The 14,937-nt window shown below is 31.2% G+C and carries 9 protein-coding genes; 8 read left to right on the plus strand and 1 reads right to left on the minus strand.

Annotation, left to right across the window (positions count from 1 at the left end; genetic code table 11):
* Positions 1 to 124: 124 nt before the first annotated feature.
* Positions 125 to 1,717 carry a histidine kinase N-terminal 7TM domain-containing protein gene (locus B5S50_RS18790; RefSeq protein ID WP_217302539.1) on the plus strand — a complete coding sequence of 531 codons (1,593 nt, stop codon included), beginning with the start codon at positions 125 to 127 and terminating at the stop codon, positions 1,715 to 1,717.
* On the opposite strand, the gene B5S50_RS18795 is transcribed toward B5S50_RS18790, so the two are convergent.
* Positions 1,691 to 3,079, minus strand: coding sequence for a transposase (locus B5S50_RS18795; protein WP_217302540.1), 1,389 nt, complete (start codon positions 3,077 to 3,079; stop codon positions 1,691 to 1,693). The genes B5S50_RS18790 and B5S50_RS18795 overlap by 27 nt on opposite strands.
* A gap of 188 nt (positions 3,080 to 3,267) precedes the next feature.
* Between B5S50_RS18795 and B5S50_RS18800 the strand changes: the two genes are divergently transcribed.
* The 7 genes from B5S50_RS18800 to B5S50_RS18830 all read left to right on the plus strand — a co-directional run bounded on the left by B5S50_RS18800 (position 3,268) and on the right by B5S50_RS18830 (position 14,927).
* Positions 3,268 to 3,378: a cell wall metabolism sensor histidine kinase WalK gene (locus B5S50_RS18800; RefSeq protein WP_217302541.1), complete on the plus strand. Its 111-nt coding sequence runs from the start codon at positions 3,268 to 3,270 to the stop codon at positions 3,376 to 3,378.
* 30 nt (positions 3,379 to 3,408) lie between these two features.
* On the plus strand, positions 3,409 to 4,530 hold the full coding sequence (locus B5S50_RS18805; protein WP_217302542.1) for a response regulator: 1,122 nt from the start codon (positions 3,409 to 3,411) through the stop codon (positions 4,528 to 4,530).
* Positions 4,531 to 5,032: 502 nt separating this feature from the next.
* Entirely contained in the window at positions 5,033 to 9,826 is a 4,794-nt protein-coding gene (locus B5S50_RS18810; protein WP_217302543.1) for a cell wall-binding repeat-containing protein, read from the plus strand.
* Between the two features lie 1,559 nt (positions 9,827 to 11,385).
* Positions 11,386 to 11,631 (plus strand): hypothetical protein, encoded by a 246-nt coding sequence (locus tag B5S50_RS18815; RefSeq protein WP_217302544.1) that lies wholly within the window; start codon positions 11,386 to 11,388, stop codon positions 11,629 to 11,631.
* The gene (locus B5S50_RS18820; RefSeq protein ID WP_217302545.1) at positions 11,632 to 12,051 is read left to right on the plus strand and encodes a retropepsin-like aspartic protease; all 420 of its coding nucleotides are present in this window, start codon (positions 11,632 to 11,634) and stop codon (positions 12,049 to 12,051) included.
* Positions 12,052 to 12,362: 311 nt separating this feature from the next.
* The gene (locus B5S50_RS18825; RefSeq protein WP_217302546.1) at positions 12,363 to 13,433 is read left to right on the plus strand and encodes a Wadjet anti-phage system protein JetD domain-containing protein; all 1,071 of its coding nucleotides are present in this window, start codon (positions 12,363 to 12,365) and stop codon (positions 13,431 to 13,433) included.
* 3 nt (positions 13,434 to 13,436) lie between these two features.
* Positions 13,437 to 14,927 carry a hypothetical protein gene (locus B5S50_RS18830; protein ID WP_217302547.1) on the plus strand — a complete coding sequence of 497 codons (1,491 nt, stop codon included), beginning with the start codon at positions 13,437 to 13,439 and terminating at the stop codon, positions 14,925 to 14,927.
* The last annotated feature ends 10 nt before the right edge of the window (positions 14,928 to 14,937 follow it).

Here is a 14,937-nt window from a genome sequence, read left to right on the forward strand (position 1 = left end):
AAGTTTACATATTTGCAATAATTAGCCAGCAAAATAAAAAGTATAGAATGTTTCAAAGACGTTTATGGATTTTGTTATCTGGATAAAGCTTATAATCTTGTAAGGGAAAAGAGATGTGATGTTTTTGAAGGTAAACTATTTTTTTAGTTTGGTATTATTAATATCAGCATTAGTGATGGGCTTTATAGGATGCCTTTCATGGAAAAGAGACAAGCAATATGTGGCGGCATCTTTGTTTCCTGTATCAATTTATGCATTTGGATATGCATGTGAAATATTATGTACAAACATTGAGTGGATAAAGTTTTGGGTTAAAGTAGAATATTTAGGAGGGGCTTTTCTAGGCGTACTATGGTTAATGTTTGCACTTAATTTTACTGGGTATAAAGAAAAAGTTAAAAAGAGAACTTTGATGTTATTATATATTATGCCTGTTATTATATTAATAGTGAATTATACAAATGATTTTCATCATTTGTTTTATAAAAAAATGTATATGAACAATGATGGGATTTTTCCAATTTTAGAAGTAATACATGGTCCCTGGTATTGGGTACATACTGTGTATAACTATGTACTAATGGCTATAGGTTTAATAATTTTTATAAAAGCTTATTTAAAGGCAGTAACAATTATAAGAAAACAGATATTACTTTTAATAATAGCTTGGATAATTCCGTGGATTTCAGATATTATTTATATTTTTGGATTACTTCACTTTGATGTGGATTTAGCTCCACTTGCACTTTCTATTTCCGCAATAATGTATAGCTTTGCTGTATTAAAATTTAAGTTTTTAAAACTTACGCCAATAGCACTGGAGAAAGTCTTTTCCAATATGTTGGATGGGGTTATAATATTAGATCCTGAAAATAATATAGTTAATTTTAACAACTCGTCAAAAAATATCATTTCAGAATTGAAGGATATAGAAGCAGGAGGCAAAAAAATTGATGAGGTATTTAAGGAATATAAAACAATACTAGAAGCTTTAAATAGTACTTCTAATAATGAAAGTTTAATAAGTATAAAAGATAAACATCAGTTAAGATATTATAAGATCAATATTAGCAAGATATATGAAAATACTGGCGAAATCATAGGGAAGATACTAATTCTAAATGACATTACTGAAATTGAGCTGCAGCGTGAAAAGTTATCTGAGCTCAATGCATTTAAGGATAAACTATTCACTATAGTTTCCCATGATATTAAATCTCCGCTAGGTGTTTTATTAAGTTTGTTAGATCTTTTAGAAGATGAGGATGATATTTACAGAGAAGAAAATAAAGAAATACTATATCAGATTAAGGAGAATAGCAAAAGTACATATGAGATGGTTGAAAATGTACTTCAATGGTTTAGAAGTCAAATGGATGGGATGACCTGCAATAATCTTTCATGGACACTATTGGATATAGTCAAAAATTCTATAACTCCTTTAATACAAAATGCGGAGTTAAAGAAAATAAGTATATCCTATGAAATATCGGACAAGGTTGTTGTTTGTGTAGATAGAGATATGATTGAAATTGTGTTAAGAAACCTATTTTCTAATGCAATAAAGTTTACTAATAGTGGTGGAAATATAAAAATATCAGCGCAAGAATTTGAAGGAATAGTTAATGTAGCCGTCAGTGATAATGGTGTAGGAATGGAAGAAGAGAAGGTAGAAAAATTATTTAGTAACTCAACTTTCGCAGGACAAAAAGACTAATTTCTCCTTGATATAACAAGGCAAAGCAGCAATAAAACTATCTATTATTGAGTCAATAACGTTCTTTGAAAGAAGAAGTTTTTCAGTTAATACACTTTTTAGAATATCTATAATAATATTCATTACTTCACAAAATTGGATATCTTGAAGTTCATCACAGCATTGATAAAAAAAACCACCAATAGTTCTAACGTCATTATTCTTACGGCTCTCTAAAGTAAGCATAATGTATCTGGTAAAAACTATAGAAGTATGTGAAACCATGGAATCATAAGAACGCCCTTGAAACTCTTTAGCGAGTTTTAGAAAAGACTTGTTCATTTTAAAGAAAACCTCTATATCCCAGCGTTTTCCATAAATTCTTATTATCTCATTGTCATCTAAGGATATATTTGTAGAAATTAAAGCAAGCCATTTTCTACTTCTGTTTCTATCTCTTACAAATACAATTTTTGCTTTTACCTCATTACTATTTTTGTCAGAGCCAATACCTACAATAACAGAAGAAAGAATTTTTGCCTTACCACGCTTTTTTCTTAAATTAGCATAGAGATTTTTAAGGTTCAATAACTTACCGTTGTAATTGTAGTAAACCCTTGGCATTGCTTTGACCATAGCAATAGTATTAAGTTTGAGTTCTAAAATCTGTATAAGAGTTTTTGGGTACGTAAACCAACTGTCAAAAAGAACATATGATGCAGGAATAGCATATTTTGAAACTTGTTTAAGTAAACTAATCATAACCTCAGGTGACTTTAAAACAGCCTCCTTACGAAGTTTAGAACCATTGGTTCTTTTATCAATATTGTGGTTTTCAGGACAAAGTCTGTTTTTCTCCTTTTCGGAAGAAAGCAGAGTGAAAGCAAGAGGTAAAAAAGTATTGCCATCTGACCAACCAAGGGTGAGAAGGCGAAAGCCTTTGACATATTTATGTTCAACATGGTCATGAACTCTTGCAAGAAGTTCAACAGATTTGCTCCTGCACCTACTGTATAAAGAGTCATCAACTACAAGTACATTAACTCTATCTTTTGAAGTAAGTGGTACAATAATATTTTTTATGATTGATGAAGAAAGTAAAAACAAAAACTTTCTCCAATTAAAGTTTGGTGAATTAAGAAATCTATATACAGTATCCTTTGAAAATTGATTATTTTTTCCAGACTCCAAGTTTCTAAATAAGTTTTTTCCAGTAAAAACAAGCATAAAAATATATTGAAATATTTTAATACATGAAAATCCTTTTTCTTTAGAAAAATTGCATTGCCTAAGTATATGTCCAATTTTGTTGTCTTTAAAAAATCTATTTATAGTAAAATTAAATTGTTTATCAGTAGTATCATTTGATATAATAGTATTCATAAGAAACATTCCTTTCTTTGGTGTGGTGTTTTTAGCAATTCTATTATACCAAAAGGAATGTTTTTTTGCTTTATGTGTTTATTCTGAAGGCTTTCGCCTTAATTTTTATGTGCGAAAGTTGAGTTAGTAATTTTAGTCGTAACACTACTTTTGGTACTTCAGGGGAAAAAGGAACAGGAATTGGATTAATGGTTTGTAAGGAGCTTATTGAAAAAAATAACGGTAAAATATGGGCTCAAAGCAGTGTAGGCAAGGGAAGTACTTTTGGTTTTACAATTTTATCAGGTAAAAGTGCTTAAAAGCTTAAATAGGTTGGGGGTTGGATAAATATGAGGGTTATTATTATTGATGATGATAAAGCTATGCTTCTTATCCTTAAAAGGATTTTTAATAAAATTCCAGAAGTGGAGGTAATAAATACATTTAATAGTTCAAGCAATGTATTGGAATTTCTAAAAGAATTCAGTATAGATATGGTGTTTTTGGATATAAATATGCCAGGAGAAAATGGAGTTGAGTTGGCTAAGAAAATAAAAAAAGCAAATTCAATAATTGATATTGTATTTATTACATCTTATAGAGAATATGCTGTGGAAGCTTTTGATATATGTGCCTTTGACTATATTGTAAAACCAGTTTTATCAGAGCGGTTACAGCGTACTATAAGTAGGGCATTGAAAAAAAGATCAGTATTAGTTGAAAAAGCGTTATCAAAAGAAAAAAATATTTCAGTTTATCTTTTTGGAGGTATAGATGTAAGCAGCCAAAGCTTAGGCACTGTAAAATGGCTTTCTACTAAGAGTATGGAGCTTTTTGCATATCTTCTTTTAAAGGAAGGAAGGAAAGTGCCAAAGAATATAGTTATAGAAGATATATTTCCTGGCATGCCTTTAAAAAATGCTGAAAACTATCTAAAAACTGCTGTTTATCAAATTAGGAAAGTGATTGAACACCATGGCTTAAAATTACTGCTTACATCAAGTAATGGAGCTTATAAGCTAGAATGTAGTGATTTTTATGTGGACTTCATGGACTTTAGAGAAAAAATTCAGAAACTTGAAAAAATAGATGCATCAAATCTTCAGGAAGCATTAAATGTAGAGAAAATGTATGTAGGAGATCTACTAGGAGATAGATCCTATTATTGGAGTATGTCAGAAAGAGAAAAATATTTAAATCAATATTTAAGTTTAGCCAAAAAACTAGGAAAATATTATTTCGATAATGGTAACATGGAACAAGCTTCTTATATTTTAAAAAAGATAATTAAAATTAGTCCGCTTCAGGAAGAGGCAAATTATCTTTTTATGAAGGTATTTGCAGCACAAAAGAATAAAAAATTATTAATGAAACATTATGAAGGCTATGTAAAAATGTTAAAAAGGGAATTAGATATATGTCCAGAACCAGCTGTGATAGATTTGTATAGAAAACTTATAAATGGCTTTTAATTAAGTTTAGTGAATATCAAGTGATTCTTAGGTTCAGGTGGAGTTTTCTTATAAGGAATACCTTTTCTCCATCTGAACCTTAGAAGAACTTATCCAGGCGCGTAGCAGTGCTTATCCCCCACTTTGAAGAAAAGCAGATATCCAAAATCTTTGATTTGGTGATAGTCGCTTTCACAGAGTGCGATGGGGGATATTAGCAATGGTAGCGATCGGAAAAATGAGGTATTAGATTGATTCTAATACCTCATTTATATTTAAGCAGAGGACCAAAATCTATGATTTTGTGTGAATCGCTTATTTCTGTGACGAAGGAAGAGGGTTTCATTTTTATAACACGAAAGAACTAAAAATCTTTTACTTTTCTTTTACTGGAATATTGTAAAATAAAATATATAATATTAAAATATTCTTTTGTTATACGGATGGACCAAGAGTAGGACAATCAATGTTTTATATAATATGTTATGAAGGTCTAATAAATAGAGAAAAGAGGTAATAAAATATGAAAGTAAAAAAAAGATCCTTTTTAAAAGTAGTTTCTATTAGTGCAGTACTACTTTTATTAGTACAGTTTTTTACCGGCACGAAAGCTTTGGCTGCGGATACTTGGAACACCGTAGGAACTGCAGAATTTTCAGGGGCGGCTACTAGTGTTAAGATGGCTACAGACAGTCATGGCAATTGCTATGTAGCATATGATGATACTACAAATGGCAGCAAAATAACAGTAAAAAAGTTTAATGGAACAAGCTGGGAAAATGTAGGAGATCCAGATTTTTCAGCTGGTCAAGCTGATAATTTAAATATATGTATAGACAGTAATGATGTAGTCTACGTTGCATATAAGGATAATGGCATCGGATATGGTTGTATTAGTGTAAAGAAATTTTCTTCAGGAACTTGGCAAGATGTAGCAAGTGATAGCATATATACAGGTACTTATAATTATGTTAGTTATGTTAGTTTAGCTATTGATAAAAATGATGCTCCTTATATATTATATGATGATCATAGCAAAAACTATCAAGCTTCTGTAAAAAAATATAATGGGACTAGCTGGCAATTTGTTGGAGCAGAAGGAGGAGTTTCATCGAGTCAAATTTGTAACGCTTATATGGCTATAAATCCTAAAAATAATTATCCATATGTAGCATATATGGACAGTAATGCCTTAAAAGGATCTGTAAAGGCATATAATGGGACTAGCTGGGGATATCTTGGAAACCAGGATTTTACCACTGGTCAAAACTTTTATAATAGTTTAGCTTTTGATAGTAAAGGTACTCCTTATTTATCTTATACAATTTCTGATGATAAGAGTTATGTGCATGTAAACAAATATGATGGAAGTAATTGGATAGATGTAGGAGCTGATTCACTATTAGGATCTAGATCATGGAATGGAAACATAGTTTTTGATAGCAAGGATAATCTTTATTTATCATATATTGATACAGATAATACACATAATACAGATTCAAGTGTTTCGAGTTCATATATGGGAGCATTGGTAAAAAAGTATGATGGAACTAGCTGGAAAATTGTAGGAACTGCAGGATTTTCAGAAGGAATGATAAGTGATATTAGTGCAGCTATTGATAAAAATGATAATTTATATGCAGCATATGTATATAGAGGTGGTAGTGAAAAGATAACAGTTAAACAGTTTAATTCGGCACCAGCAGCGACGGAAATAACAAGTTTTGATAAAATAAATGATGTATCAGCAGGAAATGTAGGAAGTACAACTTATTCAAATGCATCAGATGTAATAAAAGCACTACCCAAAACAGTAAAGGCAAACAATAGTGCAGTGACTGTACCAGTAAGTACATGGGTGAACACAGATCACTATAATCCTAATGTAGCAGGAAGCTATACTTTTACTGCAACTTTAGGAACAATACCAGCAGGCTATAAAAATACTGGAAACTATACAGCAACAGTAGAGGTAGTTGTATCACCAGCACCGGCACCAGAATCAATACAAGTATCTGTAACAAAATCAAATCCAACAGCAGGAGAAAATGACCAAATTGTATTAACTGCGAAAGATTCACATGGAAATATAGATACTCAGTTTAATGATTTAAAGAACGTTACAGTATCAGGTTACAGAGCAGCACCAGATGGCAGTTATGGGAAATTTTCGCAATGTCCTATAGCTTCATTAGGTATGCCAGTTATTGGCTGTGGTGTTGGACTTGGTAGTATTTTAAGTGAAATTAATCCAGTAGGAAGCTTAGCAGCAGATTCTACAACACTGGGTTTCTACTTTGAACAGGGTGTAGCTTATGCAAACTTGACACTTAATAATGCAGCAGCACAAGATATAGTATTTACCGTAGAAGGAGTAGATACGCCAATAACAGAACCTATTACAATAACACCAGTGCCAGCGGCAGTAACATCAATGAGTTTAACTCAGGATATTACAGCACCTTCTTCAAATGGAGGACAGTTTGCAAAGCAGCCTCAAGTAACTCTTAAGGATAAATATTTAAACATATGTACAAACGATAACTCAACACAAGTAACAGCATCTAAAAATGATACTGGAACATGGACGTTAACTGGAACTGCAGCAGTAGCAGCAAAGGCAGGAATTGTAAATTTCACTGACCTTGGTACATCTAATTCAGCAGCAGTTACAGGAACACAGCTAGCATTTAATGCTGCAAGTTGTACACAGATAACTAGCAGTCCAGTAAATCTTCCAGCACCAGAACAAACTCCAGGAAGTACAGTAACAGTAGCAGAAGGTTCAGTAAGTGGAGTAGTACCAGGAGACAGCAAGATAACAGGCTTAACTAAAGGAAACAAATACAAGGTAACAGTAGACGGAGCAGTAAAATATGTAAAAGCAGATGGAACACTATCAGACAATGAAGCAGATGCAGCAGCATTAACAGGAACAGAAATAATAGGCTTGACCAATGGAAAGACATACAAAATAGAAGTCTATGTACCAAGTCAAACAGGTTCAGTAACAGTAGCAACTGGTTCAGTAAGTGAAGCAGTTGCAGGAGACAGCAAGATAACAGGCTTAACTAAAGGAAGCAAATACAAGGTAACAGTAGATGGAGCAGTTAAGTATGTGAAAGCAGATGGAACATTATCAGATAATGAATCAGATGCAGCAGCATTGGCAGGAACAGAAATAATAGGCTTGACAAATGGAAAAACATATAAGGTAGAAGCATGCACACCTCCATCTGGAAATTCATTTTTAGTACAGGTTACAGGAAAACCAGTAGAAACAGTAAATAACTTAGATGTAACACCAAATATGACAGGCGGATATCACTTTAAACTTCCAAATGGAACAAGAGATGCTCTATTAAGTGATGTTAATTCAATAAATACAGATAAAGTTAATGTAACTATAAGCAAAGGAAGCAAAAGTATAAGTGGAGAATTTCCAAAGACTAACATAACCAATGAAAATTTGATAGCCGGCGTGATACTCCCGGTTACTATATCAAGTCCTATTACTGCAGCTGGAAGCACTATTACTTCAGGAAGATATAATGTAAGTATAAGAATGATTCCGGGCAGTACAGAAAGTGATTTTGATTTAGCTTTTACACCAATCCCAGATTCTCATAGCGGCGGAAGCTCCAGTAGTTCATCAGGAAATACTTCATCTCAAACTACTGTTACAGGATCTGTAGTAGATGGTAAGACAGGGACTCAAGTTTCTGGTATATCAGCTAAAGTAACAACTGATAGTAAGGGTAATAGTACAGTTTCAATGAAGGCTTCAGAGGTAGCAGCATTAAAAACACCAGACGGAACTGTAAGTGATTTAACAGATGTTTCAAAATTAAGTATTACCACAGATAAAGGAACACCAGTTACAATTGCAACTGACGGAACAGTTAAAGTTGAAAACTTAGCAAAGGGAACAACTAACAATTTTAATTTAACTTATGATTTAGGAAATGGGCAGAAGATTGTTATTGGAACCATGGAAGTTAAGGTTGGAACAGACGGAAAAGTAGGCTTACAAAGTAAGTTGATTGACCCTTATGGAATAATAACAGATGTATCTACAGGAAAACCTATAGAAGGAGCAAATGTAACAGTATATTATGCAAACACTGATAGAAATAAAGCTGCAGGGAAGAAAGCAGATACAGAAGTACCACTTCCTGGCATAGATGGATTTAAACCTAATAATAACAAGAATCCACAAATAAGCGATAGTAACGGAGCCTATGGATTTATGGTATTTCCAAATTCAGATTACTACGTAGTAGTAAATAAAGATGGGTACTATAAATATGTAAGTCCTACAATTTCTGTAGAACAGGAAATCGTAAAATGGGATATAAGAATGAATAAAGAAGATGATTCAAGTAAAGTAACAGGAGTACAGCGTTTGTCCGGACAAAATAGGATAGATACAGCTTTAGAGATTGCAAAGGCAACTTATCCAGGGAAAATTTCAAATGTAGTAATTGCTTCAGCACAAAATTACCCAGATGCTTTGTCAGGAAGTGTACTAGCATACAAACTAAATGCACCAATGCTGCTTGTAGGAAGCACGGATGAAGATCAGCAAAAAGTACTAGCTTATATTAAATCCTGCATGGATAATACAGGTTCGGTTTATATACTTGGAGGAAACGGAGCAGTAAGCAAAGAATTTGAAGATAAAGTTACAGCTAATGGTTTTAAGAATATTACAAGACTAGGTGGAGCAGACAGATATGAAACCTCAGAAAAGATAGCGGAAAAATTAAATGTAAATAAAGAAACTCCTGTAGTTGTAGTTTCGGGAGAAAATTATGCAGATGCAGTTTCAATAAGCAGTACAGCAGCAGTAAACCAATATCCTATTTTATTAGTTAGAAGAAATGAAATTCCAGATACAATAAAGAAAGAAATTTCAACTATAAATCCAACTAAAGTATTTATTATAGGATTGCAGGGATCAATAGACCCAGAAGTTGAAAATACTATTGCACAGGTTATACCAATAGAGAAGTCAAATATTACAAGAATAGGTGGATCAGATCGTTATGAAACTTCTCTTGAAGTAGGAAAGTATTTTAAGTTAGCTGGAAATGAAGCATGCATAGCATCCGGTAATGATTTTCCAGATGCACTTGCCGGAAGCATATATGCTGGAAAGCACAATGCCCCAATCGTTCTAGTTAACACAGGATTGTCAGATAACGGAAAATTATATTTAAAAGATAGAAAGTTATCTGGAGCAACCATATTTGGTGGAGAGGGTGTAGTAGATAAGAATGTTCAACAACAAATCTATCAAGTAATTGGTAAGTAATTAAAAGATTCCCATTAACTTTTAAAAGGTTAATGGGAGTTTGAAAAAAATTTTGTTTAAATTTAATCAAAAATTACCAGTATATAATAAAGACAAAAAGGTTACTATAATAGCATAGGGTATATAACAGTTGAGTCAAGATTTATATGTGCTTCAATTAGAGGTATGTGTAAGTCGGCCGACGATTGTATATAGGTTATTGTATAAATAGCTTATATATAGTCAGAGGGAAGATTCTATATTGTGGGGAAAAGCTTTAATATAGTTGATTAAAGTTGATTATATTAAGGTTCCAACTTATGATATAGGGTCGAGCTAAAATTATATGAGGTGTTGAGATGGTTATATATAGCCGAGAGGTTATATATAGTTGTGTAGATATTTTATGTAGTCGAGGAAAACATGATTATTGGTAGTGACTTGCTTTATTGTGGTGGAAATATCATAATAAGGTGATGTATGTTATCTATAATGGTGCAACTTAGATTATTATGTGCTCTACTATATAAGAACTATAAGTGAATTTTTTATTAAATTCCTTATAGTTCTTTTTATTTTGTCTTTATATCAAGTATTTATGGCCGGTTTGATAGAGGAAATAAATAAGAGCAAACACATTGTTGCTGAAGCTGTAAATGGATTGCCCTTAGATATGAAAGTGAACTCTAATATAGGAGAAATAGCAGTATCATATAATAATTTAAAATAAAAAGAAAATCTAAATAATAGAAACGGAATTATTTTGCATATAGAGAATTTTAATAATTATACTGAAAAAGATATAGAGCAAGCTTTCTAAGGAGGAATTAAAGGAATTTTTATTCTTTTCTTCCTTTGCATCTTTATTCAACTCATAGTATTATAAAAATATAAATTGTCGAAAAAATATATAAAATCAACAATTATGTTATTTTGCAGAGGAGGGTAATAATGGAGAAAAAAATAATTAAACAAGGAGATATCAAATATTATATACTAGAGATAATGATATTTGTGCTGGCATCTTTACTAACTTGGTTTATATCACGTTAGATAATTTGATGGCAAGCTATTATAAACTTGATTATTTGTATCAAATGTTTATTGTCAAAATGCCCTATGACATCACCTAGAGTTGAAATGAAAATGGGTATAGATTTGTGTAAAAACCAAATCTATACCCATTATTTTTGTATAATGTAAGCTTATTAATGATAATATGTTAATGGATGAAAAAGGCAAAGAATCAGGGTTCTATAACTTTTTGGAGGATGAAAGAAAAATGGCATATCTCTTTGAAAATTTTGTTAGGAACTTTTATAAAAAGAGTTGAGGCATTCAAAGGTAAATAGAGACTTAGATTTAACTTATACTATGGAAAATCATGTATTGAAGGTATGTACAGTAAATTTAAATATGAAGTGGGATAATATAGAAACAAGATTAATTGAGATTGTTGCTTAAAGTACATCTTATCCTAGCGGATGTTTTTGTTGGCGAGAAAGTATAAAAAATATCTTTATATAAATATTTTAGTATGCTAAAATTTAGAAAAATACAATTGTACGGGAGTTGATATTATGAAATGGGAAGATGTAAGAAATCAATATCCTAATACTTTTGTAAAGTTTGAGATAGTGGAATCTCATATCGAAGAAGACAAGGAAATAGTAGATGAGGTTGCCTTTATTAAACCTATTAAAGATGGAAAAGAAGCTATGAGGGAACATTTAAAATGCAAAATTGGTCAATATGTGTATAGTACAGTTAAAAATAGAGTTGAAATTCAGTTAGTTAAATATATTGGTATAAGAGGTAAAATGTAAATGGTTGATTTGAAATATAAGAATGGACTATTATATACAAATTTGTTTCTTTGTCATGACGGAAAAGAAGTTTTAGTGGAAGATGTTATAGTAGATACAGGTGCATATCATACCATAATATCCCCAGCATTTCTTGAAGAGATAGATACGGAAGTAGCAGTAGATGATGAAATTGTAAATGCTTATGCTTTAGGTGGTGGTAAGTGTAGTTCTTTAAGAAAAAGAATAGATAGGGTAGGCATTGGTGAAATGCCTATAGACAACATGAGGATTGATTTTGGAGAGATAGATCCACAGGATAGAGTGAATGGGTTATTAGGTCTAGATTTGCTAAAAGCTTCTAAAATAATTATTGATATTGCTGAAGATAAATTAATTGTAAAAGATGATAAGTTGAATAACAGTTCAAAATTCATATAAATATGATTGTAGTAATAAATTAATACTTTGAAAGAATAATTGAAAATTAAACAAAGAAGAGGAGTCCTTAACCTATTATATTGATTTCATAAACCGAAACAATAGGAGACCGGCGTTAAAGAATGAAATGAAAAAGAAAATTGAGTAGAAAGAAATGAAGTAAGTATTGAAATAGCAGATCAAAAAGCTAAAGTGTATTGTACAGCACTTTAGCTTTTATAAACGTTAAAATTCAATACTATGTAAAATATCATATTATGGTTATGCTTTTGTGATAAAATATAATAAAAATAGTAAAATGGTGATACAAAATGGATAAATTTATAAAATTGTTTTTCAAAAATGAATGTAAAAACAACAAGAAATTTGAAATTTGCGATTTGGAAAATTTTATTATAGAAAAATGTGGTGGACAAAGTAATTATTATGAACTTGGTGGATATAAGACTTTTTACAATAAAATGCAAAGATTAAAAAAAGATAAAGTTGTAAGAGAAATTGCAAGGTCAGAAAGTAACAGAGCACAACTTCCAATGAAGCTTAGGTGGACTTTAGTTAGTACAAAGCCTGAAGCTTTATGGAAGGACGAAGATATCATTAAATATTCTGATATATTAGATTTTAAAACCTATAATAGGCATCCTGAATATCAAACGAAGAAAGAATGGACATACATAAAAAATATATATAAATTTTTAAAAGAAAAGGAAAACAGATCCTGGGCTAGTGTAGAAGAAAGGTGCCTTGAACTTTTTGAAGATGAAAAGTTTTTGACGGATAATGATAGAGGAAAAAAGGACAATAAGGTGCTCCAAAGGCTTGGTTTAAATCTTCAGGATATAAAAGCTAAAGAATATGGTGAACCTTTTATATATTGGAATAGAGGAGTTCGTGAAATTAAAACTATAATAATTTTAGAAAATCATTCTACTTTCTTTTCCTTTAAAAAAACAGTACAAGAGGGAATAAATATATTTAATATAAAGCCGGATGCCCTTATTTTTGGTTATGGAAAGAAAATAATAAAGAGCTTTTCTTTTATAGATGAAATTGCAGAAAGAAAGCATATTAAAGTATATTACTTTGGAGACATGGATCCTGAGGGTTATTTTATATATACAGCTTTAAAGGATAAATACAGGGATGTTGATATAAGTTTACTTGTAAAAGCTTATGTAGAACTTATAAAATTGGAGAAAAAATATCCAAGTAAAGATCAGCAAAAAAATGAAGAATGCCTAAAAAGTATTTTAGAGGAATTTAAAGAAAAAAATTATGGACAATATACCCCTTATATAGAGAAACTATGGAAAGAAAATTGTAGAGTACCTCAGGAATTTATTACCTATGAATACTTGCTGAAGCTGGAAGGAGCAGTATAATTAATGGATTTAGTGGAAAGTGGTATGAATGATAGATTAAAAAAGATCAACGCCATAAGATTGCTTGGCACAGGAATGGACGTAGGAGAGTTAAATAATTATGCCCATGAAATTGCCTTATATCTTTTGTTAAGTATATTTAGAAGGGAAATTACTGAAAACACCAATAGAACCCGTAATGATATGATATACATTGTAGAAGATATTTTAAGGAAAATGAAAATTTCTGCTTCAGACAAAAATATAAAGAGAATGGTGGATGGGGTACTTTGGTATAAAGATCCAGACAGGCAAGATCCATTTAGCTCATTGATATACAATGAAGAAACTGGAGAACATGAAGTATATAAATTTAGATATTTAACGCCAGATAGAGAACATTCCAGATGGGAACAGGGCGGCAGTACGGTATACATGCTTACTGAAGAAGCACAGAAAATAATATTTATAACAAGAGAAATGCTGGAGGAATTTGGCTTTGATGTGGAACAATTTTATACCCTGCAGTTGATTAAAAGCGGAAATTTTAATAAAGCTTTAAGCAGTGTAAATAATTTGATTGGGAGAGTGAGAAGGTTAATAAAGAAAGAAATGGATTATAGACAGGATATAATTAGAAATCCTCAAGTAATATTTTTTGATACGAAAAGAGATAGGAAGAAAACAGATGAGGAAATAAAAAATCAATTTGAAGATGAAAAAAAGACTTTTGAAGAGATGATGTCCTGGAAAAATAGATTGGAAAGTTTTCCAAGTGACAAAATAAGTGAAGGAGAAAAACTTTTTGAAGAAGTAGAAAAAGCCAGGGTACTTCATAATTTGCTTGCTAAGATAGTGGTGGATAATATGGCTTATGAGGTAAAAATAAGAGTAAATTATCCAGAAAGCTTTTGGATAACTTCAAAGGTATCCTTTAAAAAAGACATATGGCAAAATGTAGTGGTTAAAAATGGACTTCCAAGCTTTGATTATCTAGAAAATCTTGTGACACCTCTTTTATCTCCGAAATTAGATTTTATATATCCCTTGGATTGGGCATGGCAGGAGCAGCAGTCAGTAAGGGAAAATGAAGAAGAATTTAAAGAACCCTATAATAGAGAGGAAGAAACAGAGTATATAAATAAGAAAAAAGTTGATTGGGAGCTCATATTAGAATTATGGCAGCCTATTTTTGATAGGTTTTTAGAGGGAAAGGGTTTTAGCATTACTGAATTAGGTAATATGGATGTTTTTCTTCAAGAACTCTGGCTTAGTCAAAAAAAGAATACAGAAATATTTATGATGTTTGTTCTTACAGAATTAACCTTTGGTCAAATAAGCGAAGAATTTAAAGAGATGGATGAGAGAATGATTTTGTTTGATAAGTTATGTAATAAAGATGAAAAGTATAAAAAACTTATTGGCAGCACTATTGTTTCAAAATTAGAGGAAGAAAAGAAACCTTTAAACCTTGGAAGTTTGTTTATATCACCTTATAAAATATATATCAAGTGATTTTTAGTTA

Source organism: Clostridium sp. 001 (assembly GCF_019056555.1).
Classification (GTDB): domain Bacteria; phylum Bacillota; class Clostridia; order Clostridiales; family Clostridiaceae; genus Clostridium_B; species Clostridium_B ragsdalei.